Source organism: Paenibacillus sp. FSL P2-0089, assembly GCF_038595095.1.
Lineage (GTDB): Bacteria > Bacillota > Bacilli > Paenibacillales > Paenibacillaceae > Paenibacillus_AQ > Paenibacillus_AQ silagei.
In genome coordinates this window covers 5,838,608-5,862,207 of sequence record NZ_CP152006.1, presented here as the reverse complement: position 1 = coordinate 5,862,207, position 23,600 = coordinate 5,838,608, and the positions used below count along the sequence as shown (strand labels likewise).

The following is a 23,600-nucleotide window of genomic DNA, read 5'->3' as shown; positions in this document are numbered from 1 at the left end:
GACGACCACGCTTAACGTTCAACTCTTAAGTAAGCCATTAACAGAAGGAGGGTCAAACCATGGGACTGAATATTGAAGAGAATCAGAAGCTGGTTGAAGAGATTCTGGAAGCTTATCCCAAAAAGGCGCGGAAGGACCGCGAGAAGCATTTTCAGGTGGCGGATGAAAAGGCCATTGATTGCAGCACCTGTGCGGTGAAGTCCAATATCAAATCCCGTCCGGGTGTCATGACCCCGCGCGGCTGCGCCTATGCCGGCTCCAAAGGGGTGGTCTGGGGGCCGATCAAGGATATGGTCCATATCAGTCACGGGCCGGTGGGCTGCGGACAGTATAGCTGGGGCTCACGCCGTAACTTTGCGAATGGGACGCTTGGCATCGATAACTTTACGGCGATGCAGATTACCAGTGATTTTCAGGAGACGGATATCGTGTTCGGCGGGGATAAGAAGCTGGCCGTCATTATGCGTGAGATTACCGAGATGTTCCCGCTGGCCAAAGGGATCTCCGTCCAGTCGGAATGCCCGGTCGGCCTGATCGGTGATGATATCGAAGCGGTGTCGAAGAAGATGTCCAAGGAGCTGGAAATGCCGGTTGTTCCGGTACGCTGCGAAGGCTTCCGCGGAGTCAGCCAGTCGCTGGGCCATCATATTGCGAACGATGCGATCCGTGACTTCGTGATGGGCCGTGCCGAGCTGGCCGAGACCGGGCCTTACGATGTCAATATTATCGGGGACTATAACATTGGCGGCGACGCCTGGGCCTCCCGTATCCTCCTGGAAGAGATGGGCCTGCGCGTTATTGCCCAGTGGTCCGGTGACGGCTCTCTGAACGAGCTGGAGGTAGCCCACAAAGCGAAGCTGACCCTGATCCACTGCCACCGCTCCATGAACTATATGGTAGACCATATGGAGAAAGCCTACGGTATCCCTTATCTGGAATACAATTTCTTCGGGCCTACGAAGACGTATGAGAGCCTGCGGGCGATTGCAGCCTTGTTCGATGAGACAATTCAAGAGAATTGCGAGCAGATGATTGCCAGATACAAGCCGGTCATGGATGCAGTGATCCGCAAATACAGACCTCGCCTGGAAAATAAGACCGTCATGCTGATGATCGGGGGCCTGCGTTCCCGCCATACCATCGGTGCTTATGAAGATCTGGGGATGGATATCGTAGCCTCCGGTTATGAATTCGCCCATAAGGATGACTATGAGAAGATGCTCCCGATGCTTGCCGAGGGAACCATTGTCATGGATGATCCTACAGCTTATGAGCTGGAAGAGCTCACGAAGAAGATGAACATTGATCTGGTGGGCTCAGGCGTGAAGGAGAAATATGTCTATCACAAGATGGGCGTGCCGTTCCGGCAGATGCATTCCTGGGATTATAGCGGCCCGTATCACGGCTTCGACGGCTTTAAGGTGTTCGCGAAGGATATGGATATGACCGTGAACAGCCCTGTATGGGCTCTGGTGAGCAGACAAGGAACAATGGAGCCGAAGGAGGCGGGCGTATGAGCAGGGATGAACTGAACATTAAAGATAATACCAGCTTGTTCAAGGAAGAGCGTTATGTGCAGCAGCGGGAGAACAAGAAGCAGTTCGAAGCGCCCTGCAGCGAGCAGGAGACCGCCGAAGCACTCGCGTACTCCAAGTCTGCAGAATATATGGAGAAGAATTTCAGCCGCCAGAATGTGGTGATTAATCCGCATAAAGCGTGCCAGCCGCTGGGTTCGGTCATGGCTGCACTCGGATTCGAGAAGACGCTGCCGTTCGTACACGGTTCGCAGGGCTGCAACGCCTACTTCCGCAGCCATCTCAGCCGCCACTTCAAGGAGCCTACGCCGTCCGTGTCCACATCCATGACAGAGGATGCAGCCGTATTCGGCGGGATGAATAACCTGATTGACGGTCTGGAGAACAGTGTCGCCTTGTACAAACCGGAGATGGTTGCGATCTGTACCACCTGTATGGCTGAGGTCATCGGGGATGACCTGAACTCTTTTATCGGCAATGCCCGCATTAAAGGGGTGATCAGTGAGGAATATCCGGTGGCCTACTGCAACACGCCGAGCTTCGTCGGCTCACATATCACTGGCTACGACGCCATGATCAAGGGTATCCTGAGCTACCTCTATACCCGTTCGGGTATTGAGAGCAAGCCGGGGAGCGGCGCGGAGAGCGGAGAGAAGCTGAATGTGATGCTGGGCTTCGAGCCATACACCGGCAACTTTGCAGAGCTGCGCAAGATTCTGGGTGCCTTCGATACGAAGTACACCATACTTGGAGACCACAGCGGGAACTACGATTCACCGGCAACCGGAGAGTATGAATACTACTACGGCGGCACGAAGCTTGCGGATGTTCCGCAGGCAGCCAATGCGCTTGCCACCTTGTCCCTGCAAAAGTATACGCTGAAAAAGACCCAGGAATATATCAGCGGCACTTGGAACCAGCAGCTGGCAGCGTTATCCACGCCGCTGGGCATTAAGGGCACAGATACGCTGCTGGATACGATCAGCGAACTGACCGGTCTCCCGATTCCAGCAATACTCACCGAAGAACGCGGCCGTGTCGTGGATGCGCTGATGGACAGTCACCCTTACCTGCACGGCAAGCGGGTGGCGCTGGTAGGTGACCCGGACCTGCTCATCGGCCTGATCGGGTTCTGCCTCGAGACCGGAATGGAGCCGGTGCACATTATCTGCTCGAACGGTGATGTGGACTTCAATGAAGTGAAGTTCAAGGACGAAGCCGAAGCGCTGCTGGCAGCAAGTCCGTATGGCACCGAAGCTACTGTGCATGTCGGCAAAGACCTGTGGCATATGCGCTCGCTGCTGCTGAATGACAAGGTGGATCTGGCGATTGGCAGCTCCCATCTGAAATTTGCCGCCAAGGATGCGGAGGTGCCGCTGGTGCGGGTCGGCTTCCCGATCTTCGACCGCCATCATATGCACCGTTATCCGATTATCGGGTATCAGGGAACACTCAACCTGCTCAGCCTGATCGTGAACACGATTCTGCAGCAGCTTGATGATCATAACTCCGGCTTTAATTTTGAGCTGGTGCGCTAGAGCCGTTTGTCTTTAGCCATTAATAAGATAGAAGTGCGCAAGATTCGTGTGGAACACAAGCCTCTTAAGCGAAGGAGATGAAGAGCCGATGGACCCTTTACGGCAAGATGAATTTGATTCCCAGGCTTGCGGGAGTATAGCGCCTAAGGCGAAGCCCTGTCCAAGGCCCAAGCCGGGCGAAGCTGCCGGAGGCTGCTCCTTCGACGGAGCCCAGATCACGCTGCTGCCGATTATGGATGCGGCGCATCTGGTTCACGGACCGATTGCCTGCGCCGGAAACAGCTGGGAGAGCAGAGGCACGTTATCCAGCGGCCCCTCCCTGTCCCGATACGGCTTCGCTACGGATCTTACGGATTCTGATATTATTTTTGGCGGCGAGAAGAAATTGAAGGACAGCATTGATTATATTGCCGGGCGCTTTGCGCCTCCGGCAATATTTGTATATTCAACCTGCGTGACCGCGCTGATCGGCGAAGATATGGATGCGGTCTGCAAAGAGGCGGCGGACCGGATAGGGATTCCTGTTATCCCGGTGAACAGCCCTGGCTTCGTCGGCAGCAAGAATCTCGGGAACCGGCTGGCGGGGGATGCGCTGCTGCAGTATGTCATCGGGACGGGGGAGCCGGAGCCGGAGACGGCCCTGGGGGTCAACCTGATCGGGGAGTACAATATCGCCGGTGAGATGTGGGATATTGAGAAGCTGATGAACAGCGCCGGGATCGCCGTAACCTCGCGGATTACGGGGGATGCCCGTTATAAAGAAATTACGTGGGCGCACCGGGCGAGAGTGAATATGGTGGTCTGCAGCCGGGCGCTGCTGGGCTTTGCCAAGGAGATGGAGGCGAGATACGGTATCCCGTATTTCGAAGGCTCGTTCTATGGTGCGAAGGAGACGACCTATTCGCTGCGCCAGATGGCCTATCTGATGAATGACCGGGAGATGGAGCGGCGGGTGGACCGGCTCACCGAGCGGGAGGAAGCCCGCTTAAGCCAGGAGCTGCGGCCTTACCGCAAGCTGCTGAGGGGGAAGCGGGCTGTACTCTATACGGGCGGCGTCAAAAGCTGGTCCGTCATCTCGGCCCTGAAGGAGCTGGGAGTTCAGGTCGTCGGGGTAGGGACGAACAAGAGCACGGAGGATGATGTGCGGCGGATTGCCGACCGTGTGGGTGATGATACAGAATACATTCCCGAGGGCGGGGCCAGCCGGATTATTAAGACGGTAAGAGAGCGCAAGGCGGATATTATGATTGCCGGCGGCCGCAATATGTATGTGGCGATGAAAGAGCAGATTCCCTTCATTGATATTAATCAGGAGCGCCACAAGGCGTATGCCGGATATGAAGGGCTGCTGCGGCTGGCCAAAGAGCTGACCTATTCACTTGCGAACCCGATCTGGAAGCTGGCAGCAAGCCCCGCTCCCTGGGATAAGGAGGCACCGCCCTATGACCGTTAACCGGAGAAAAAAGCCCGCATCTGTTAACCCGATGAAGATCGGGCAGTCGCTGGGTGCCGTACTGGCATTGCAGGGCTGCTACCGGGCCATGCCGCTGATTCACGGCTCCCAGGGCTGCTCCGCTTTTCCGAAGGCGCTCCTGACCCGGCATTTCCGGGAACCGATAGCCGTGCAGACCTCGGCGCTGCAGGAGATGGATGTCATCTTCGATGCCAACCGCAATCTGGAGGAGGCGCTGAATCTGGTGCTGAGCAAGCACCGCCCGGATATCATCGGCATCATTGGGACGGAATTGACCGATGTAGCCGGTGTGGATTATCAGAACATGCTTAAGACGTATAAAAGAGAGCGGAATATGCGCGGAGGTCTCGCCTTCTCCGTGGTGCTGCCTGATTTTCGCGGATCGCTGGAATCGGGCTTCAGCTCTACGGTGGAGGCCATGATTGACGAGATGATCCAGCAGGCAGGACACCGGGGGCAAAGAAGCGTAAATACCCGGCAGATTACCCTGCTGCCGGGCTCGTTCTTAACCCCGGCCGATGTGATGGAACTGAAGGAGATCATCTCCTCCTTCGGCTTCGAGGTGATTGCGCTGCCGGATATCTCGACCTCCTTGTCCGGCCATCTACTGACCGGGTTCTCGCCGCTGACGCGCGGCGGGGTTCCGCTGGACTCTATGCTTCAGAGCCTGCAGTCCGGGCTGACGATTGCCGTGGGCGGCAGCATGGAACGTCCGGCCAGACGGCTGCATAATGCGATAGGGACCCCGTATAAGGTATTCGAAGGGGCAATGGGGCTTAAGGCGACCGATGAACTGCTGCATTTCCTGCATCAGATCAGCGGGGAGCCGGTGCCGCTGCGGTATTGCTGGCAGCGGGAGAATCTGCTCGACAGCATGCTGGACGCGCATTTTCAATTTGCCGGAATGTCGGTTGTTGCCGCATTGGAACCGGATCATCTGCATTCGGTCTCGGGGTGGCTGGAGGAGCTGGGCGTAGAGCAGAAGGCGCTGATCACCTCGTTCGAGACCCCGCTTATTGCCGGAATGGAGCGCGAGGTGTGGGTGGGCGATCTGGATGATGCCGAGGTGCTGGGCAAGGGAGCGGATCTCTGGATCAGCAATTCCCACGGGATCGCCGGGGCACAGCGGATCGGTGCCGCGTTCATGCCGGCCGGGTTCCCGGTCTGGAATGAGCTTGGCGCTTACATGTCCGTCTCGGCCGGGTACCGGGGAGCAATGGAATGGAGTAATAAGGCAGGGAATCTGTTAATGCAAAGGGAGGCAGGGCACCGTGAAAGTAGCGTTCGCCACAGATGATGGAAGCCGTGTGAATGCGCATTTCGGACAGAGTCCGATGTTCGCTGTATATAATGTAACGAAAGCCGGAGCCGAGCTGTTGGAGCTGCGCAAGCTGTCTGCCGTACCGCACCAGGATGAAGCTGGAAAAATCGACAGCCGCCTGGATTCCATAGGCGACTGTACTCTGATCTTCATCATGCAGATCGGTGCATCGGCTGCTGCGCGGGTAACCCGCCGGAAGATTATGCCGGTGAAGCTACCGTTCGGCAGCCCTATCGAAGAGCAGCTGAAGCGGTTGGTCGAGATGCTTCAAGGCAAGCCTCCGATGTGGTTGGCCAAGGTGCTGCGGGAAGAGGAAGAGAATGAAGGGGGAGATGCTGATGGAACCCATGGCTAATGAGAGTGCGGCACTGCAGTGTACGGTGATTCCGGGAGCTGCGGCGGTGAGACAGCGCAGTCCCAGAGCGCGCAAGGAGCTGAATCCGGAGACCGCAGATGCCCTGATCCGGCGTCTGTGTCATCTTCTAGATGCCGGAGACTTTTTCGGACGTAGCAGCAGCCTTCCTCCGCTGGAGAAGATCGCGAAGCTGTTCCTGGCGTCTGCCGGGGATAAGGATCAATCGGAATTCAATTGCGCGGTGTCGCCCAAGGTCCGCCAGCAGGTGCCGCTGCTGTTCCAGGCCATGGCAGGCGTTATGGAGGAGAGAACCGGCCTTATGATCCAGAGTACGGCGGAGATTAACGGCGAGGGCTTCGGACGGGGGCTGCTCTACAGCGGCAGAGTCATTGTGGTGCTTAAGAGCCTGCGGGCCGGCTTCCCCTTCCCGTTCACTTCGGCTGAGAAGACGATTTCGTACGGGGTGGAGTGCATTGAAGAAGGAATGGCATGGCTGGAGAAATATAAAGAGCTGACTTCAGCGCACGGCCTGCTTAGCCTGGAGGGCTAGAGTAAGAAAGGAATATCTAATATAAGTGGTCACAGGGGGAGTCAGGGATGGAGCAGCTTGCCGGAGGTTTGGAGCTGGAACGGTACACCCGGCAGCTGAAGCTGGTCGGGGAAGACGGGCAGAAGGCGCTGAAGGAAGCGACGGTTATGGTGGCCGGAATCGGCGGGCTTGGCGGAACGGCTGCCCTCTATTTGGCGGCGGCTGGAGTAGGCCGGCTTATTTTGGCCCATGAGGGGGTCATTGTAGCCCCTGACCTGAACCGGCAGATTCTGATGGACAGCGGGCATCTGGGTCAGGAGCGGATGAGTACGGCGGTTGCCCGGCTGAAGCAGCTGAATCCGCATGTAGAGATTGAAGGCTATAATTCCAGAATTGAATATCCTGCGGCATGGCCTTGGGTGGAAGCAGCCGATCTTGTCATCGATGCCCGCTACGACTTCCCGGAGCGTTATGCGCTGAACCGGCTATGTGTCGATACGAATACACCTATGGTGGAAGCGGCCATGTATGGCTTTGAAATATCGCTTACTACGGTGATTCCCGGACTTACGCCTTGCCTCGAGTGCCTGTATCCGGTGGTGCCGCCGCAGTGGGAGCCGCTCGGGTTCCCGGTTCTGGGCGCCACCTCCGGGATTGCCGGTTGTCTGGCAGCGCTGGAGGCCGTAAAATGGATTACAGGGGTAGGGACAACTTACGCGGGCGTAATGCATCGCTTCAGCTCACTCGACTTCGCCTGTTATAGCGTCCGTATTGCCCGTAATCCGAATTGCGCTTGCTGCGGAGAGGGAGGTAAACCGTGAAACGTCTCAAGCTATGTGACACGACACTCAGGGATGGTGAACAGGCGGCTGGAGTATCATTCACGAGGGCGGAAAAGCTGGAAATCGCAAAGTTGCTGTCGGAGAGCGGAGTAGAGCAAGCAGAGGTAGGCATTCCTGCCATGGGCAAGCGGGAGCAGGAGGATATTGCCGCTGTTGCTGAGCTGGGATTACCCATGAAGCTAATGACATGGAACCGCTCGGTCCCCGGGGATATTGACAAGGCCAAGGCTACCGGCGTGAACTGGAGCCATATCTCCATTCCGGTGTCGGAGATTCAGCTGCAGGGCAAGCTGGGGCTGACACCCCAGGAAGGTCTGAACAAGCTGCTGCGTACCGTGGAGTACGGGCTGCGGCAGGGTATGACTGTATCGGCAGGCATGGAGGACTCCTCCAGGGCGGATATAGGCTTCCTGATCGAAGTGGTGAATACCTTATACAAGGAAGGCATCCGCAGGTTCCGGTATGCAGATACCGTCTCAGCCCATCATCCGGGCCAGATGGCAGAGCGGGTAAGCCAGCTGCTGGGCGCAGTGCCTGGGGATGTGGAGCTGGAGGTACACTGCCACAATGACTTCGGGCTGGCCTGCGCGAATACGCTCAGCGGCATCGCCGCCGGAGCGGTGTGGGCCAGTACGACGGTGGCCGGGATCGGCGAGAGGACCGGCAATGCGGCCATGGAGGAAGTAGCCATGGCCTGGCGCTATTTGTACGGCGGGGAATGCGCGGTCCGGCTGGAGGGGCTCCAGAGCCTCGCGGACAAGGTTATTGCCGCGTCCGGCCGCAGTGTCGGCGATGCGAAGCCGGTCGTGGGACAGCTCGCCTTCACCCATGAATCCGGGATTCATGTGGACGGGCTGATGAAGGAGCAGGAGACGTATCAGTTCTTCGATCCGGCGGTGGTCGGCCGCGCGCACCGCTATGTGCTGGGCAAGCATTCCGGCAGCGGCGGCGTGGCCCATGTGCTGGAGCAGCAGGGACTTGCGGTCAGCGCCGAGACGGCCGGCCGTCTGCTGGAGAAGGTCCGGGCCTACGCGGAGGCCCGCAAGGGCACTGTGCCGGAAGTCATGCTGCTGCAGTGGCTGATGGAAGAGCAGCAGCGCGCGCAGAACGCGGTGTAGGCAACGCACTAAAGAATTTAACAAAAAGCAAAAAGAAGCGGAGGGGAAATTTGGAACTGGAGGAGCGATAGCGACCGCCATTGTGTTTGGATTTCTACCACGAGGAGTGGTTGCAATTAGGAAATCCAAAATACAACAGCGGCCGGAAGTCCAAATGTTCACCGCAGTGACGACCAAGCTTTGAGTTCTACTATAAGTGCGTTTTATATATGCGGATGCTTAAGCTGGGCTGTCCTCCATGTGGAGTGCGGCGCAGCTTTTTTTGGAATACAACGGCTGATGATATCCGGGGCTGGCAGGCCGGGGGGAGAATAGACTCTACTTTGACGGAGGATTTTGTTACAATTTGAGCAGGCTGTAAATAGGCAGAGCGTATGGAGAAGGGAAGGCATCACTTTGAAGAAAACGATTTTTTTCGATATTGACGGTACGATCTATGATGAAGACAAGAATATTCCGGCTTCCACCAGAGAAGCGATAGCGGAACTGAAGAGACGCGGGCACCATGTAGCAATTGCTACCGGAAGAGCGGATTATATGTTCGAGGGGCTGCGCGGGGAGCTGGGAATTGACTCATATGTCTCGCTGAACGGGCAGTATGTAGTCTATGAAGGGAAGCCGGTGTACAAGAACCCGATTGCGACCAGCGTGCTGGAGGAGCTGACCTTGTTCGCGGAGAAGCTGGATCACCCTGTTGCGTATACGGATACGGCGGGCATGAGAGTGAATGTGGCCGATCATGAGTACATCAATACGAGCGTTGGTTCGCTGAAGCTGGTATTTCCGACGCATGATGCGGGATATTTTCTGAAAAATGACATTTACCAGGCGATGATCTTCTGTCCGCAGGAGAGTCAGCAGATCTATGCCGAGCGGTACCCGGAGCTGAATTTCATCCGCTGGCACCCGCTGTGTATGGATGTGCTGCCCGGCAACGGCTCCAAAGCGAACGGGATCGCGGAGATGCTGAAGGTGATCGGGGTGAAGAAGGAAGAGGTCTATGCTTTTGGCGATGGCCTGAATGATGTGGAGATGCTGGGGTATGTCGGGTATGGCATTGCCATGGGCAACGGCGAGAAGGCAGCGAAGGCGGCCGCCTCCTTCATTACGAAATCTGTCCGCGAGGACGGGATCTATGAAGGCTTGAAGATGGTCGGGCTGCTGTAAATAGGAGCACTCGGTTGCTATGGTCTCACTTCATTGAACTCTTGAGGTGATATTCTTACTCCCGGATTTAGCATGGTGCTTTACTGGAAGAGTATTCGATTGCAGTTTATGCAATGGAATACTCTTTTTTTGCATTGCAATCAAATATGATCAACGGGGCAATGAAAGCTTTTTGTCCGGCAATAGTATATGTTTTTGGTGGACGGGTGGTGAGCGGGTATGAGAACAAACTCCGGCCTGACGGGGTGAATTGAGCTTGTCCATCCTGTACAATTAACCACTTTTCCATAAAATAATTATTTGCCTACAGGATGAATGTCCATGCCCTTTCTGGGTGAACGGAGTAGGATACATAGAGTCTATAGGAGGTGTCGAATATGGGTCGTACGGAATATAAGAAGAAAAAGCGGAGCTGCACAGAGGAGCTTACCGGATGCCCTTTGCCGAGAGCGAAACGTCCCGTGAGAAAACGGAAGGACAACAATTGCAGCTGCAAGAAAAATATTATCGTCAAAAAGCAAATTGTCCGCGTTAATATTCCATTAGGTGCTTTGGGTGCAGCCGGAGCCGCAGGAGCCTTGAATGCGGCTGGAGCTGTAGAAGCACTGGGAACAGCTGGAGCCGCGGGAGCGGCTGGTGCGCTCGGAGCCGCAGGCGTAGGCGGAGCAGCAGGAGCAGGCGGGGCAGCAGGAGCAGGCGGGGCAGCTGGTGCCCGTGGAGCCGCCGGGGCTGCCGGGCTTCTGGGTGCAGCGGGAGCAGCCGGAGCATTGGGTGCAGCCGGAGCTCAGGGTGCACTCGGAGCAGCCGGAGCCGCAGGAGCAGCCGGTGCGTTAGGTGCAGCGGGAGCAGCTGGGATAGCCGGAGCGCTGGGAGGGATTGGCCCGGCAGGGCCGGCGGGCGCACCAGGACCCGCAGGCCCTGTAGGACCCGCAGGACCTGCGGGAGCAGTAGGACCGGCAGGACCCGCAGGAGCGGGCGGAGCGGCAGGCCCTGTAGGCCCGGCAGGTCCTGCCGGAGCAGATGGAGCAGCAGGGCCCGCCGGGGCCACAGGCGCTACAGGTGCAGCAGGGTCCGCCGGGGCCACAGGCGCTACAGGTGTAGCAGGGCCAGCTGGAGCCACAGGGGCAACAGGAGTTGCCGGTCCAGCGGGTGCAACCGGGGCCACAGGAGCGGCTGGAGGAATCGCCCAGTTTGCTTATGTATATAATCTCGGAGCACAGGTAGTGCCGATTGAGGCAGATGTGTCTTTTGATACGAATGGGCTGATTACTCCGGGAATTACACATGCCCCTGGGACAACTACAATTTCGGTTGCCAATGCCGGAATCTATGAGGTTAATTTCTCGGTATCCGGTGTGGAGCCCAGCCAGTTCGCCCTATTCGTGAATGGGGCACAGGTTCCGGGAACGGTCTATGGATCGGGCGCAGGCACTCAGCAGAATACCGGGCAGGCGATAATCGCTTTATCCTCAGGTGATGTGCTGACGCTCCGGAATCACAGCTCATCTGCCGCCGTCACACTGCAGACGCTGGCTGGGGGCACACAAGCCAATGTCAATGCTTCGATTGTGATTAAGCAGCTGGCCTAGCAGATCAACTGCAAGGATAAAGAGCAGGGTTGTTTAGATGGCGAGGGACCTGATCGGGTTTCCGCCCTTTCTTTTTTCGGCAAGGGTCTATAAGGCTTGTAGATACGCAGTTGTTGAAGTTGCTGTTCTGGGGTTGACACTAAGGAGCAGTTATACGCTTTTTAGATAAATTGTTATTCACTTCAGCCAGTATGGTTAAGATATATTATTATGTCTAGCACCACAGGAATCGAGAGAAGCGGAGGTATCTGAAGTGAACCCTAAATGGTGGAAAGAGAGTGTTGTCTACCAGATCTATCCGATTAGCTTCATGGACAGTAACGGTGACGGCATTGGAGATCTGCGCGGGATCTTATCGAAGCTTGATTACTTGCAGGACCTCGGGGTGGATGTGATCTGGGTCTGCCCGATTTATAAATCCCCGAACCATGACAATGGCTATGATATCAGCGACTACTGCGACATTATGAAGGAATTCGGCACGATGGATGACTTCGACCTGCTGCTGCGCGAGATGCATTCCCGCGGCATGAAGCTGATGATGGATCTGGTGCTGAACCATACCTCGCATGAGCACCCGTGGTTCGTTGAATCGAGAAGCTCGAAGGATAATCCCAAACGGGACTATTATATCTGGCGCAAAGGCAAAAACGGCGGCCCCCCGAACAACTGGGAATCCTACTTCAGCGGCTCGGTCTGGGAGCTTGACCCCCGGACGGATGAATATTATCTGCACTTGTACTCCAGGTTCCAGCCCGATCTCAACTGGGAGAATCCGGCCGTCATCGACAAGCTGCACGAGATGGTGCAATGGTGGCTGAAGAAGGGTGTGGATGGCTTCCGCTTCGATGCAATTGCCCATATTGTGAAGGCGGAAGGCTACCCGGATGCCCTGAATCCAGGCGGCACCCCCACTGTCCGCGCCTATGACATGTTCTCGAACCTGAATCATGTGCATACCCTGCTGCAGAATCTGCACGATCAGGTGCTCTATTACTACGACATCATGACGGTAGGGGAGACCTCCGGCCTCGGGCCGGAGCAGGCGCTGGATTATGTTGGAGACGGACGCCGCGAGCTGAATATGACCTTTCAGTTCGAGCATATGAATCTGGATGCCGCCTCGCCGGGCAGCGGGAAATGGGATGTGGTGCCCTGGAAGCTGACGGAGCTTAAGACCATCATCAGCGATTGGCAGACCGTCCTGCATAACCGGGGCTGGAACGCCAACTATCTGTGTAATCACGACCAGCCGCGCTCGGTCTCGCGGTTCGGCGATGACCTGTACTACCGGGTTCCGTCGGCCAAGATGCTCGCCACCTTCATTCATATGCTTGAAGGCACGCCGTATATTTATCAGGGTGAGGAGATCGGCATGACCAATGTGGCCTTCGAGTCGATCGATGATTACCGGGATGTGGAGACCTTGAACTATTATGAGGAAAAGCGCAACGCCGGTGTTCCCGAAGCCGACATCATGGCTGCTATTCATACCAAAAGCCGCGACAATGCCCGGACTCCGATGCAATGGGATGATGGCGAGGATGGCGGGTTCACCACAGGTGTCCCGTGGATCAGGGTCAACTCGAACTCCCGGGAGATCAACGCAGCCAGCAGCGTCAAGGACCCCGACTCTATTTACAACTATTATAAAAAGCTGATCCAGCTGCGTAAAAAACATCAGGTCATCGTCTACGGCGAATATGGACTGCTGCTGAAGGAGCATCCCGAAATCTATGCCTATACCCGGACGCTGGAGGACGAGCGCCTGCTCGTGGTCCTGAATTTCTTTGGGCATGAGCCGGTATTCGAGCTGCCGGAGGAATTCCAGCCGGCCGCGAAGCTGGAGATGCTGATCTCCAATTATGAGCCTGCTCAGGAGGAGGATCTCCAGCAGTTGAAGCTCCGCCCTTATGAAGCGCGCGTGTATCTCCAGCGGTTGGATAAGGGCTCTGCTAAAGCGAAGTGAAGCTATAACTTAGGATCCCATAACTTACTTCATAACCAAACGTACAGATGTGCAGCAGCCCCGGCGGTACCGGGGCTGCTGTTTGTGTTTGTTCAGGAAATTACGATTCCATGAATCGTTTCTGCTCTGTGGGGATGGTAGGGCTGAGGAAGGAGCGGGAGAAAGAGCAGGAGGAAGAGCAGGAGAAAGAGCAGGAAGAAGAGCAGGGGGAGGGGCAGCAGGAGGAGTGCAACTAATTTTCAGCGTATGCAGGACGGACTAGTTGAGGAGGTAAAATGTATGCGGAAAACCGAATACAATGGGCACATGGAGGGCGAGTGGGCCGAATGTATGCGGAAAACCGAATACAATGGGCACGTCGAGGGCGAGTGGGCCGAATGTATGCGGAAAACCGAATACAATGGGCACATGGAGGGCGAGTAGGCCGAATGTATGCGGAAAACCGAATACAATGGGCACGTGGAGGGCGAGTAGGCCGAATGTATGCGGAAAACCGAATACAATGGGCACGTGGAGGGTGAGTAGGCCGAATGTATGCGGAAAACTGAATACATATACGCCGCGAGGTAATACGTTTTTAACCCGCACTGTGATCCTATTCCTTTAAATATAAATAAATGATTATGTGTTGCAGGTCTGTGACTTCGCTGGGCTTCTATAGTAAAAGGCGGTACAATAGGCGTTATTAGAGACAGGGAAAGCCCGTGCGGTGAAGCGGGGTATGGAGGGAGTTAGGAGAGAGATGAGTGAGTGGTATGAGCAATGTTTTGGCGAGGACTATCTGATTGTATACAGACACAGGGATTTCAGCGGTGCGCGTCATGAGGTGGAGAGCCTGATCCAGTGGCTTGGCCTGCCCCGGGGCGCGAAGGTGCTGGACCTCTGCTGCGGCATGGGCCGCCATTCGCTGGCTCTGTCGCAGGCTGGCTATGAAGTAACGGGCGTGGATCTGTCGGAGGTGCTGCTGCGTGAGGCGCGTGCGCAGGCGGGTGCGGAGCAGGTAACCTGGCTGCGCTCGGATATGCGTGAGCTTCCGCTTACGGGCGGCTTCGATGCTGTGGTCAATTTGTTCACTTCTTTTGGGTATTTTGAAGAGGATGAGGAGCAGATTAAGGTGCTTAAGGAGATCTGCCGGATGCTGAAGCCGGGTGGCCGGTTCCTCATTGATTTCCTGAACCCGGCTTACGTCATCCGCCATCTGGTGCCCCATTCGGTCCGCGAGGATGGAGATATCACGATTGACGAGACCCGCCGGATCGAGGAGGGGTATGTGAAAAAGGAGATCCTGCTGACCTCGAAGGCCGGGAGCGCTCCGGCCCGCAGGTGCCAGGAACGGGTGAAGCTCTACACGCTGGAGGATTTCCGCAGAATGCTTGACGCTGCCGGGCTGCGGCTGGATACCGTTCACGGCGGCTACGATGAAGAGGAATATGACACTGAAGCCTCAGCCCGCATGATCTTCATGGGAGGCAGACCTTAGAGATGGCATCAGGGAGAGGGCTTAGAGGAGGCGAAGGAAGGTTGAACAAGGAGATCATTCAAGCTTGGGACGAAGGAGTTCTTCAGGTATCTGTACCAATGGGGCTGCCGCTGCGCCAGGTTAACAGCTATCTTCTGCCGGACAAGGACGGCAGGGTTACGGTCATTGATCCAGGACCGCATACACCGGCTGCCGAGCATGCCTGGCAGGGGGTACTCGAGGCGCTGAGCCTTACCTGGACGCAGGTGCGGGATATCGTGGTGACCCATCATCATCCCGACCATTACGGGCTGGCAGGCTGGATGCAGTCCCGCAGCGGAGCGCGGGTGTGGATGAGCGAGCGGGCGCATGCCGAGGCTGCCCTGGCCTGGGGGGACGAGGCGATTCTGAATGAAGCGCTGCCGCTCTTTTTCCGGCGGCATGGCATGCCGGAGGAGTGGCTTCTGGGTATCCGTGAGCATCTGGATAGCTTCCTGCCCGAGGTGACCCCGCAGCCGGAGGTCACCTATATCAATGCCGCGGAGCCGTTTGTGATGGGCAGCCGGAAATGGCAGCCCATTATCACAGGCGGGCATGCGCCGGGGCATGTGTCATTCTACCACGGCGGCAGCGGGCAGATCCTCTGCGGCGATGCTGTGCTGCCGCAGATCTCGCCCAATGTCGGCCTGCAGCCGGGCAGCGATCCGCAGCCGCTGCTGACGTTCCTGGAGGGGCTGCGGGAGTTGCGCAGCCTGCGGGTTACGCTGGCGTTCCCGGGCCACCGGGAACCGTTCCCGGGGTTCACGGCGCGGGCGGACAGCCTGCTCCGGCACCATGAGGAGCGGCTGGATGCTACAGCCGCGCTGCTCGCAGGCGGACCGCAGAGCGGGTTCGCGGTCTGCGAGGGGCTGTTCCGCAGCCGGGTCGCGACAGCGCACCAGATGCGGTTCGCCATGAGCGAGGCGCTGGCCCATCTGGCCGAGCTGGTGCGCCGGGGGCGGGCGGCCGAGACGGAGGCCGGGCCAGGCGGCGGCCTGCTTTTCACGGCTGTGGAGTAGACTGGTGCGAGGAAGCAGTGCGTGCTCCTGGCAGCAGATTACAACATACTGTAATCTGCTGCCGATAGCCCGCTGCTCATCACATGTAGTTCATAACACATACACGTAGCTCATCACACTCAGCCAATTCACAAGTAGCTCATAACACGTAACTCACAATTCATAACTCTTAAGCTCACAACCCGTAACTTACAACCCGTAACTCACAACCCGTAACTCAATGGTACAACCCGCTGCTGATACCCCGCTGCACACAACCCGTTGACTCTAACACGCTTATTCGCCTGATGTTACCCTCACATTATTCTGAGAACCTAGAGAACTGGAATGCCTGGAAGAAATGGCTAATTCGTTGGTGAGAACTTGTAGCCTGAAAACAACACTACTCATCTCATCCCTCCTCCAAAGTCGGCTGTAAGCGGTGAGGTATGAGATTCAAAGGGATAAATCCCATTGATTCAGCTGAAAATGGCGGATGAGCAGAAATGAAAGGGATAAATCCCATTGATTCAGCTGAAAATGGCGGATGAGCAGAAATGAAAGGGATAAATCCCATTGATTCGGTGCGACCCCCTTATCCCGGAGTCCTCCGTATAAAATCGGTACTTGTCGTAGATATGCTCTTTATTTCGCTTTTTCTCTCGGCCAGAAGAAGCGGGAGCGGTCTTCTAGGGTCAAGACCCATTCCGCAAAGGTAGCTGGCGGCATGTTCCGAAGGCTTGTATGCATTCTGCGATTGTTGTAGAAGTCCATGTACCGGTCCACGGCTTCATAGGCCTCTTCGAACGTCTCGAAGGCCTCTTTGCGGAACAAATCCCGATCGATATTACTGTGGAACGATTCAATAAAAGCATTTAAATCCGGCGTTCGAGGCGGAATGCGTTCATGGGTCATTTCCCAGCTTTCACACATGTCGCCAAACAGATGGCTGACGAACTGTGGACCATTGTCGGTGCGGATCACCGGGCGTGCGCTGTCAGGGGCGCAGTGTTGCTCCATGGCGCGTCCCAGCGTCTGGCAGGCGTGCTTGGCTTCACACGACGATCCGCGGTGGTAGCCGACGATGACACGGGTAAAGACATCGATAATACTCAGGACAAAGAAATGCCTGCCCTGGCCCGCCACGTAACCGTACTTAATGTCCATCTGCCAGAGCTGACCCGCCCCTGTAATGACCCGGTTCTCCGGCAGCTTCCGAGGATGCTTAAAACGCTTGTGACGCTGCGGCTGTAGGATATCCAGCGCCTGACACAGCCGGTAGCTTTTCTTGTGATTGAGCCTCAGCCCGTGCTGGTTCCACAAGCACTTGGCCAGCAGTTTGTACCCGTACACGTGCTCCTCTCCAGCGATTAATTCCAGCAGCCATTCCTGGATTTCCTCGTCGCTAATCTTCTCTCCAGACTCGGTCAGGGAATAGCCGGGTACGGGTCTTCCGCGCCCCTGGGGTACGGCCTGTACATCCTGCTTCTTGCGTTTCTTACGGTCGTAATACGTAGACTCTGCTAGCCCCACGAGACGTAGTACCAACGCTGCGGTATTCCCCTGCTTAATGAACATGTCGGCTACCTCGATTTTTTCGGATAAGCAGGGGTTGGCTTTTTTAGCAGTTCACGCAGAATCTCGATCTCTAACTCCTTTTCGCCGAGGATCTTGACGGCCTTCTCGTATTTCTGCTCCACGTCCAGGAGGCGCTTCAGTTCCTCCACCTGCTCCTGGGGATACGGATGATCTTGTTCCCCATGGGCCTCTCGGTAGTCCCTCACCCACTGATTCACCGTCGATGGGGTCACCCCATACTTGCGGGCAACCACCGCTGCCTTAATGCCAGACAACACCTCTTGCGCTGCCTTCTCTCTTGTTCCTGTTAAGTGTCCCATACCGTTCATCCTCCTCCTATATCTAGTCTACATTTTTGTGGGGGAGGACTCCAACTTCTTTAGGGGGCTGTGGAGGATTCAGCTGGAAGTGGCGGATGTGTAGAAATGAAAGGTATAAATCCCATTGATTCAGCTAGAAATGGCAGATGTGTAGAAATGAAAGGGATTAATCCCTTTGAGCAGTCTGAATGAGGAGCGCAAGTGCCCCTGAATTCGGCGAAAGTGGGCGGGGGAGCGTAAATGAAGAGCACAAGTGCCCCTGAATTCGCCGAAAGTGGGCGGAGGAGCGTAAATGAAGAGCACAAATGCCCCTGAATTCGCCGAAAGTGGCCGAGTAGCGTAAATGAGGAGCATAGTGCCCTTGAATTCTGCACACCTGTTGATTTTTTGACAACTGATAAATATAATGAACCCAACTAAGGGCTCAAGGGAAGGAGAGGTAAGAGGGGATGGCGGTGGACAGGCGGATCGGGAAGACGCGGGATGCTATTTTTAAGGCGTTTCTTAGTCTGATGGAAGAGAAGAGCTTTGAACAGATTACGGTACATGAGATTGCGGAGCGGGCTAATGTCAGCAGAGGGACTATCTATCTGCATTTTGTGGACAAATATGATCTGCTGGATCAGTGTGTTGAGCAGGAAATGACGGAGCTGCGTGACCGCTGTATGGGCGTGCAGGAGAATCTGGATTTCACCTCCTCCGGTCCCCTGCTGCGTACGGCTGAATATGTGGAGCAGCATGCTACCGTCTTCATTACACTCATTAATAACAGCGGCATTCCTGCCTTCAGAAGCCGTCTGCATGCCATGCTGATGGAGGGACTGGCGGAGCAGATCGATATGGAGGGTGTGAACCGGGGGATGAACAAGGAGATGCTGCTGCATTTTATGGCTTCGGCTGCTGTGGGAGTCATGGAATGGTGGATTACACAATCGCTGCCTATTTCGGCCAAAAAGCTGATGGAGGATATCAGCATCCTCCTCGAACGCAACCAAATGGGACCGCAGCCGCTGGACGCTCTGCCCTAGACAATAATCTGACGGTGCCGTCCAGTGGCCTGCGGTCTGCAATTATCCCCATTCTTAAGAATCCGGCTGGATCACCTTCATCTTGGAAGGGTTGTTGATTTTGTATTTGACTGGGTGCTGGGAGAGCTTCTTAGCTACAATCTTCGCTTCAAAAGAAACAGGGTCGCCCTCCTTCAGCTCCAGCTTCTTCAGCGTGGCACTATGGCTTGACCAGACTTCGTCAATGGCCAGCTCATGCCCTTCTATCGCTACATTGTCATAGATAATCACTTCATCATCGTTATCCGAAAAGTGGTTGGGAACGGTCGTAAATTCCTTGACAACCGCTGTAACCTTGAGCTTGTCTTCCGGCAGCTGCAGGGCGGGCTTCTTTTTGGAGGCGGGTGGCTTGCGCGGCTTCTCTGCAGGAGCCGCTGTCTCCCCAGCAGTCACGCCTCCAGCGGCATCAGCACTCCCACTCTCTGAACGCTCCGCAGTATCGCCCACCGCAGCACCAGCACTCCCCGCACCCTCCGAATCATCCTCACCGCGAACCTCCGCAACCGGCTGGTTCTCCAGCAACTCGGCTTCTCCGGCAGCTTCTGCCGGGTCCTCGGACCGTGCATCCGCCGCCGCTTGCGCGCGCTGGCCGAAGCTGGCGGTCTGCATTTCTTTGAGGTAGGCCGGGTGGATACAATGCTGCTGCTTATTCTCGAACTGGACCACCACCGTCTGATTATCCACAAACCCTATAATTTCACAAGGCAGGGTCAGGCCCTGCCGCTTGTACAGATAAGTCTTGACCCGGGTGGCTGAACCGGGCAGAAGATTCCATTCCTTACACCGCTCAATCCGCTCATCCTCACTCTCGAAATCCTGGACAGCCAGCGGCTCCACTACGAACGAATAGGTCATGCATACTTCGCACCTTTCCTTTTATGAATAGTAGCTCTCATCTTATTCCGGCAACGTCTCCTCCAGCCGGCTGCGCCGTGCAGCCTCTTCCGCGTCCTCCGGGGCATGGGGCAGGCCCAGCTCCTGCTCGCGTTCCGCCTGCTTGCGGTGGGCGATCCGGCTGCTGGCCGCTGCGGCTACAGCACCGACGATATCATCCAGATAGGTATGAATCTGGCCGGTGGTTTTGTCATTCAGCCTCTCCAGTACGCCGGGCTTGAGCTTGTCCACGTAACCATAGTTGGTGAACCCGATACTGCCATATACATTAACAATCGAGAAGGCGAGAATCTCGTCTACCCCGTACAATCCTTCATCGTTCTCAATCATATCCTGCAGCGGCGAGAACAGCTTGCCCTCCTCCGCCAGCACATCCAGCTGGATGCCGGTCAAGACTGCGTTCTGCACCTCACGCTTGCTGAGGACCATCTCAACGTTATGAATACATTCTTCCATGGTCAGGCCCGGATAGTATTTCTTTTGCAGCATCATGACAAGCTCGGCAATCTCCTCCAGAGTGACCCCGCGCTTGTGCAGCCAGTACCGGGTCGCTTCGGCAACGGCTTTGCTGTTGAGGCTGTAAGGAATTTTGGCATCAGTCATGAAAAGTCCTCCATTCGTGAGTAGGTTGAATTAGCAGGTATGTACTAAATTGTACGCAAGCGGCAGACCGATGTCCAGAAACGTCCGGAATTGTATCCCGCAAGCAGGCTGAACTTGGATGAACACAGCAGTGTCCGCAGCCAAGCAGGGGTTCCGGCAGAACTTCTGTAATTTAGGATAAGCTGTTGTTATTTTTTGGACACAGGGCTCGTATACATAGCAGTACAAACTGATCTTAACGCTAGAAAGGGGTAATGAAGATTGATGAAACCAGTGAAACACCTCCGCGGGGCGTCTGCGGCTTGCCTGCTGGCCGTTCCGCTTGTGCTCTCCGGCTGCAGTCTGTTCGGTTCAGAATCCGCCGCTGTGGACCCGCCTCCCGCCGCCGTAGAAGCGCAAATGCTGCAAGTGAGCGGGGAAGATACGCTGGATACCGGTGTATTCGGACCGGCCTCCATGGATGAGACTGATCTGTCTGCCGGGGTGAAGGATACCGGTGCGCCTGCTGTAGCCGGGGAGCGGACTACTGTGTATCTGGAGGATCAGAACGGTCTGCTGGCTCCGGTGGCTCTGTCTTTTCCAAAAAGCGAGGACACGGTCATGCTGAAAAATTCCCTCACGGCACTCGTCAGCAAGGGGGATTACGCGTCTGCACTGCCTAAGGGCTTCCAAGGCGTACTTCCTGCAGGGACGAAAGTGAACAATGTATCTGTCGGCCAGGACCATGTCGCAATTGTTGAATTCAACTCGGCGTTTAACGACTACGATCCTGCGGATGAACGCAAAATCCTTGAAGCGCTGACCTGGACACTGACCGGGCAGGATGACATCAAGGGAGTACAGCTCTGGGTCGATGGCAAAAAGCTGACTGAAATGCCGCTGCAAGGCACACCGCTGGATCGCCCGCTGTCCCGTACCATGGGCATTAATCTGCCGAAGCATAACGCACTGATGATGAACTCCAGCGCAGTCACGGTCTATTTCGCAGCTGCTTCACCGGATGGCGGCCACCAGTATTATGTTCCGGTTACCCGTTTTGTACCCGCTGGCGGGGATACGGTGAAGGCAGCTCTGAGCGAGCTGATTGCCGGACCGCAGTCCGAGAACGGCCTGGAGATGGTCATGACGCAGGGAACGGTAGTTGATTCTGTAAAAGCAGGGCAGAACGGGGTAGTCACCGTATCGCTGACCGATGATATGTTCGAAGGCAGCACAAGCATTCCCGAGGAGATGCTGGAGTCGGTCGTGCTGACGGTGGCCCAGAATACAGATGATTCGCTGGTACAGATCCGTCTGAACGGCAAGGATACGGTTACGGGTACCAACAACGTCGATTACGGTCAGCCGGTCTCCGCGCCGGAATATGTGAACGAGCTGCCGCTTTAGAGCGGGTCCACCGGCCTAAAAAGATGCTTTTGTGCCTACTCTTTGATAGAATAAAGTATTGTTCATCCGAATAACGGGTCAGGAGCAGCGGTGCCGTTCTCTTCCATAGGGGGCGGCACCCGTTTCTGCGTATAAGATACGGATGAATGTATACACAAACTTTGCGCTATACGATGTAGGAGGCAGAAAAGATGAGATCAAACGGACGCAACGAAGACCAGCTCCGGCCACTGACGATAACGACCCAGACCAACAAATATGCAGAAGGCTCCGTCATCATTGAGATGGGAGATACCAAGGTCATCTGTACGGCAACCGTGGATGAGAAGGTCCCGCCGTTTCTGAAGGGACAAGGCAAGGGCTGGGTAACCGCCGAATATTCGATGCTTCCCCGCGCGACCCAGACCCGCAACCAGCGTGAAGCCGCACGCGGCAAGCTGACCGGGCGGACCATGGAAATCCAGCGCCTGATCGGACGGGCCCTGCGTTCGGTCGTGAATTTGCAGGCGCTCGGCGAACGCAGTATTACGCTGGACTGCGATGTAATTCAGGCAGACGGGGGAACGCGGACGGCTTCGATCACGGGTGCTTTTGTAGCGATGGCCTTCGCCATGAACAAGCTTGCCCTCCAGAATAAGCTGACGGTCTTCCCGATTACAGACTACCTGGCAGCCATCAGTGTGGGTGTCGTTGGCGACAAGACGCTGCTCGATCTGAATTATGAAGAGGATTCCAAGGCGAAGGTGGATATGAATGTGGTCATGACGGGCAGCGGCGCTTTCGTTGAGGTTCAGGGCACGGGCGAAGAGCGCCCGTTCACCCGCCAGGAGCTGGACCAGCTGCTGGGTCTCGGAGAGAAGGGGATCTACGAGCTGATCGCTGTGCAAAAAGAAGTCCTTGGCGCCATCGCGCTCAAAATCCCTGCCGGCCAGCCCGGTCAAGAGGTGTAGGATGAAGTCCGGCAGCGGAATTCTGATTGTCGCGACGAAGAACAAAGGCAAGGTGCGGGAGTTCCAGCATGCCTTTGCTCCCTTGGGACTTACGGTCAAAAGCATGTATGACTACCCGGATCTGCCGGATGTGGTCGAGGACGGGGCCACTTTTGCCGAGAATGCCTTCAAGAAATCCCGCGCTGTAGGGGACGCTCTTGGACTGCCGGTGCTGGCAGACGATTCCGGTCTCTGTGTAGAGGCGCTGGACGGAAGCCCCGGCGTATACTCGGCCCGTTATGCCGGCGAGGCGGCGGATGATGAGGCGAACAATCTGAAGCTGATGAGCGAGCTGGAGCGGCTGAAGCAGGGTGAGGATACCGGACAGCCGCTGCTGAGTCCTGCCCGGTTCGTCTGTGCCCTGTCGCTCTATGATCCGGCGGACGGCCGGGAATGGACGGCTGAGGGTACGGTCGAAGGCTGGATTACCTCGGAGCCTGCGGGTGCCGGCGGTTTCGGTTATGACCCGCTGTTCTATCTCCCGGAATACGAGAAGACGATGGCTGAGCTGACGCTTGAAGAGAAGCAGTCGATCAGCCACCGCGGGACGGCGCTGCGGCGTCTGACCGAGAAGCTTGCTGCTGCGCAGAGCGGCGGTAAATAGAAGAGTTGGAATCTTGGAAGCAGCCCGTAAGCAGTATGCTCGGGGCTGCTTCTGTTTTTTTTAGATAATAATCCCCCCTGATTATGGAAATTTATCCCTAGCATATCCTCCGGCTTTGTATGAGAATAAGAGTTGACTTCACCCCTTCGCAGATCCTGCATCCTTCCGCAAATCGTCGCAATCCACCCACCCTGCCCTGTACCAAACAACAACGTAGGCCGTAGCG

Annotated in this window: 22 protein-coding genes; 18 read left to right on the top strand and 4 right to left on the bottom strand. The window is 56.1% G+C overall.

All coding sequences use genetic code 11. The features are described from left to right. Window positions 1-59 precede the first annotated feature (59 nt). The 14 genes from nifD to NST69_RS24500 all read left to right on the top strand — a co-directional run bounded on the left by nifD (window position 60) and on the right by NST69_RS24500 (window position 15,954). Complete coding sequence (gene nifD, locus NST69_RS24565) at window positions 60-1,517, top strand: nitrogenase molybdenum-iron protein alpha chain (RefSeq protein ID WP_342547397.1); 1,458 nt, start codon at window positions 60-62, stop codon at window positions 1,515-1,517. Beyond that, the gene (gene nifK, locus NST69_RS24560) at window positions 1,514-3,073 is read left to right on the top strand and encodes a nitrogenase molybdenum-iron protein subunit beta (RefSeq protein ID WP_339311389.1); all 1,560 of its coding nucleotides are present in this window, start codon (window positions 1,514-1,516) and stop codon (window positions 3,071-3,073) included. Before nifD ends, nifK begins: the two co-directional genes overlap by 4 nt. A gap of 88 nt (window positions 3,074-3,161) precedes the next feature. Continuing rightward, the gene (nifE, locus tag NST69_RS24555) at window positions 3,162-4,526 is read left to right on the top strand and encodes a nitrogenase iron-molybdenum cofactor biosynthesis protein NifE (protein WP_342547396.1); all 1,365 of its coding nucleotides are present in this window, start codon (window positions 3,162-3,164) and stop codon (window positions 4,524-4,526) included. Then, window positions 4,516-5,844, top strand: a complete 1,329-nt coding sequence (gene nifN / locus NST69_RS24550; protein ID WP_342547395.1) for a nitrogenase iron-molybdenum cofactor biosynthesis protein NifN — start codon at window positions 4,516-4,518, stop codon at window positions 5,842-5,844. Before nifE ends, nifN begins: the two co-directional genes overlap by 11 nt. Continuing rightward, on the top strand, window positions 5,819-6,223 hold the full coding sequence (gene nifX / locus NST69_RS24545) for a nitrogen fixation protein NifX (protein ID WP_342547394.1): 405 nt from the start codon (window positions 5,819-5,821) through the stop codon (window positions 6,221-6,223). Before nifN ends, nifX begins: the two co-directional genes overlap by 26 nt. Continuing rightward, window positions 6,207-6,773: a DUF269 domain-containing protein gene (locus NST69_RS24540; protein ID WP_342547393.1), complete on the top strand. Its 567-nt coding sequence runs from the start codon at window positions 6,207-6,209 to the stop codon at window positions 6,771-6,773. Before nifX ends, NST69_RS24540 begins: the two co-directional genes overlap by 17 nt. Window positions 6,774-6,820: 47 nt before the next feature. Then, complete coding sequence (locus NST69_RS24535) at window positions 6,821-7,573, top strand: HesA/MoeB/ThiF family protein (RefSeq protein WP_339311380.1); 753 nt, start codon at window positions 6,821-6,823, stop codon at window positions 7,571-7,573. Further along, window positions 7,570-8,712, top strand: a complete 1,143-nt coding sequence (locus tag NST69_RS24530; protein WP_342547392.1) for a homocysteine methyltransferase — start codon at window positions 7,570-7,572, stop codon at window positions 8,710-8,712. Before NST69_RS24535 ends, NST69_RS24530 begins: the two co-directional genes overlap by 4 nt. 396 nt (window positions 8,713-9,108) lie before the next feature. Further along, the gene (locus NST69_RS24525) at window positions 9,109-9,879 is read left to right on the top strand and encodes a Cof-type HAD-IIB family hydrolase (RefSeq protein WP_245368363.1); all 771 of its coding nucleotides are present in this window, start codon (window positions 9,109-9,111) and stop codon (window positions 9,877-9,879) included. A gap of 377 nt (window positions 9,880-10,256) precedes the next feature. After that, on the top strand, window positions 10,257-11,468 hold the full coding sequence (locus NST69_RS24520) for a collagen-like protein (protein ID WP_342547391.1): 1,212 nt from the start codon (window positions 10,257-10,259) through the stop codon (window positions 11,466-11,468). 253 nt (window positions 11,469-11,721) lie between these two features. Continuing rightward, entirely contained in the window at window positions 11,722-13,437 is a 1,716-nt protein-coding gene (locus NST69_RS24515; protein WP_209876087.1) for an alpha-glucosidase, read from the top strand. A gap of 110 nt (window positions 13,438-13,547) precedes the next feature. After that, complete coding sequence (locus tag NST69_RS24510; RefSeq protein WP_268748450.1) at window positions 13,548-13,673, top strand: hypothetical protein; 126 nt, start codon at window positions 13,548-13,550, stop codon at window positions 13,671-13,673. A gap of 506 nt (window positions 13,674-14,179) precedes the next feature. Then, on the top strand, window positions 14,180-14,917 hold the full coding sequence (locus NST69_RS24505) for a class I SAM-dependent methyltransferase (protein ID WP_340980167.1): 738 nt from the start codon (window positions 14,180-14,182) through the stop codon (window positions 14,915-14,917). Window positions 14,918-14,958: 41 nt separating this feature from the next. Continuing rightward, window positions 14,959-15,954, top strand: a complete 996-nt coding sequence (locus tag NST69_RS24500) for an MBL fold metallo-hydrolase (protein ID WP_340980166.1) — start codon at window positions 14,959-14,961, stop codon at window positions 15,952-15,954. Between the two features lie 624 nt (window positions 15,955-16,578). Here the strand turns inward: NST69_RS24500 and NST69_RS24495 are convergent. Further along, entirely contained in the window at window positions 16,579-17,511 is a 933-nt protein-coding gene (locus NST69_RS24495; RefSeq protein ID WP_340957263.1) for an IS3 family transposase, read from the bottom strand. Window positions 17,512-17,516: 5 nt separating this feature from the next. Further along, window positions 17,517-17,831 (bottom strand): helix-turn-helix domain-containing protein, encoded by a 315-nt coding sequence (locus NST69_RS24490; protein WP_339313306.1) that lies wholly within the window; start codon window positions 17,829-17,831, stop codon window positions 17,517-17,519. 449 nt (window positions 17,832-18,280) lie between these two features. On the opposite strand from NST69_RS24490, the gene NST69_RS24485 reads away from it, so the two are divergent. Further along, window positions 18,281-18,859, top strand: a complete 579-nt coding sequence (locus tag NST69_RS24485; protein ID WP_342547390.1) for a TetR/AcrR family transcriptional regulator — start codon at window positions 18,281-18,283, stop codon at window positions 18,857-18,859. Window positions 18,860-18,913: 54 nt separating this feature from the next. On the opposite strand, the gene NST69_RS24480 is transcribed toward NST69_RS24485, so the two are convergent. Next, window positions 18,914-19,753, bottom strand: coding sequence for a hypothetical protein (locus NST69_RS24480; protein ID WP_342547389.1), 840 nt, complete (start codon window positions 19,751-19,753; stop codon window positions 18,914-18,916). A 42-nt stretch (window positions 19,754-19,795) separates the two neighbouring features. Next, entirely contained in the window at window positions 19,796-20,395 is a 600-nt protein-coding gene (locus NST69_RS24475) for a phosphatidylglycerophosphatase A (RefSeq protein ID WP_036694809.1), read from the bottom strand. Between the two features lie 264 nt (window positions 20,396-20,659). On the opposite strand from NST69_RS24475, the gene NST69_RS24470 reads away from it, so the two are divergent. From NST69_RS24470 to NST69_RS24460, 3 genes are all read left to right on the top strand, one after another. Continuing rightward, window positions 20,660-21,781 carry a GerMN domain-containing protein gene (locus tag NST69_RS24470; protein ID WP_036726066.1) on the top strand — a complete coding sequence of 374 codons (1,122 nt, stop codon included), beginning with the start codon at window positions 20,660-20,662 and terminating at the stop codon, window positions 21,779-21,781. 191 nt (window positions 21,782-21,972) lie between these two features. Beyond that, entirely contained in the window at window positions 21,973-22,731 is a 759-nt protein-coding gene (rph, locus tag NST69_RS24465; protein ID WP_076083128.1) for a ribonuclease PH, read from the top strand. Window position 22,732: 1 nt separating this feature from the next. Continuing rightward, complete coding sequence (locus NST69_RS24460; RefSeq protein ID WP_036726063.1) at window positions 22,733-23,374, top strand: XTP/dITP diphosphatase; 642 nt, start codon at window positions 22,733-22,735, stop codon at window positions 23,372-23,374. Window positions 23,375-23,600: the final 226 nt, after the last annotated feature.

What these genes read in the sequence shown, in the direction of transcription:
- nifD (WP_342547397.1), top strand. Translation starts at nt 60, where the DNA reads ATGGGACTGAATATTGAAGAGAATCAGAAGCTGGTTGAAGAGATTCTG.
- rph (WP_076083128.1), top strand. Translation starts at nt 21,973, where the DNA reads ATGAGATCAAACGGACGCAACGAAGACCAGCTCCGGCCACTGACGATA.
- NST69_RS24520 (WP_342547391.1), top strand. Translation starts at nt 10,257, where the DNA reads ATGGGTCGTACGGAATATAAGAAGAAAAAGCGGAGCTGCACAGAGGAG.
- nifE (WP_342547396.1), top strand. Translation starts at nt 3,162, where the DNA reads ATGGACCCTTTACGGCAAGATGAATTTGATTCCCAGGCTTGCGGGAGT.
- NST69_RS24480 (WP_342547389.1), bottom strand. Translation starts at nt 19,753, where the DNA reads ATGACCTATTCGTTCGTAGTGGAGCCGCTGGCTGTCCAGGATTTCGAG.
- nifK (WP_339311389.1), top strand. Translation starts at nt 1,514, where the DNA reads ATGAGCAGGGATGAACTGAACATTAAAGATAATACCAGCTTGTTCAAG.
- NST69_RS24470 (WP_036726066.1), top strand. Translation starts at nt 20,660, where the DNA reads ATGAAACCAGTGAAACACCTCCGCGGGGCGTCTGCGGCTTGCCTGCTG.
- NST69_RS24460 (WP_036726063.1), top strand. Translation starts at nt 22,733, where the DNA reads ATGAAGTCCGGCAGCGGAATTCTGATTGTCGCGACGAAGAACAAAGGC.
- NST69_RS24510 (WP_268748450.1), top strand. Translation starts at nt 13,548, where the DNA reads ATGAATCGTTTCTGCTCTGTGGGGATGGTAGGGCTGAGGAAGGAGCGG.
- NST69_RS24540 (WP_342547393.1), top strand. Translation starts at nt 6,207, where the DNA reads ATGGAACCCATGGCTAATGAGAGTGCGGCACTGCAGTGTACGGTGATT.
- NST69_RS24485 (WP_342547390.1), top strand. Translation starts at nt 18,281, where the DNA reads ATGGCGGTGGACAGGCGGATCGGGAAGACGCGGGATGCTATTTTTAAG.
- NST69_RS24475 (WP_036694809.1), bottom strand. Translation starts at nt 20,395, where the DNA reads ATGACTGATGCCAAAATTCCTTACAGCCTCAACAGCAAAGCCGTTGCC.
- NST69_RS24505 (WP_340980167.1), top strand. Translation starts at nt 14,180, where the DNA reads ATGAGTGAGTGGTATGAGCAATGTTTTGGCGAGGACTATCTGATTGTA.
- NST69_RS24495 (WP_340957263.1), bottom strand. Translation starts at nt 17,511, where the DNA reads ATGTTCATTAAGCAGGGGAATACCGCAGCGTTGGTACTACGTCTCGTG.
- nifN (WP_342547395.1), top strand. Translation starts at nt 4,516, where the DNA reads ATGACCGTTAACCGGAGAAAAAAGCCCGCATCTGTTAACCCGATGAAG.
- NST69_RS24490 (WP_339313306.1), bottom strand. Translation starts at nt 17,831, where the DNA reads ATGGGACACTTAACAGGAACAAGAGAGAAGGCAGCGCAAGAGGTGTTG.
- NST69_RS24535 (WP_339311380.1), top strand. Translation starts at nt 6,821, where the DNA reads ATGGAGCAGCTTGCCGGAGGTTTGGAGCTGGAACGGTACACCCGGCAG.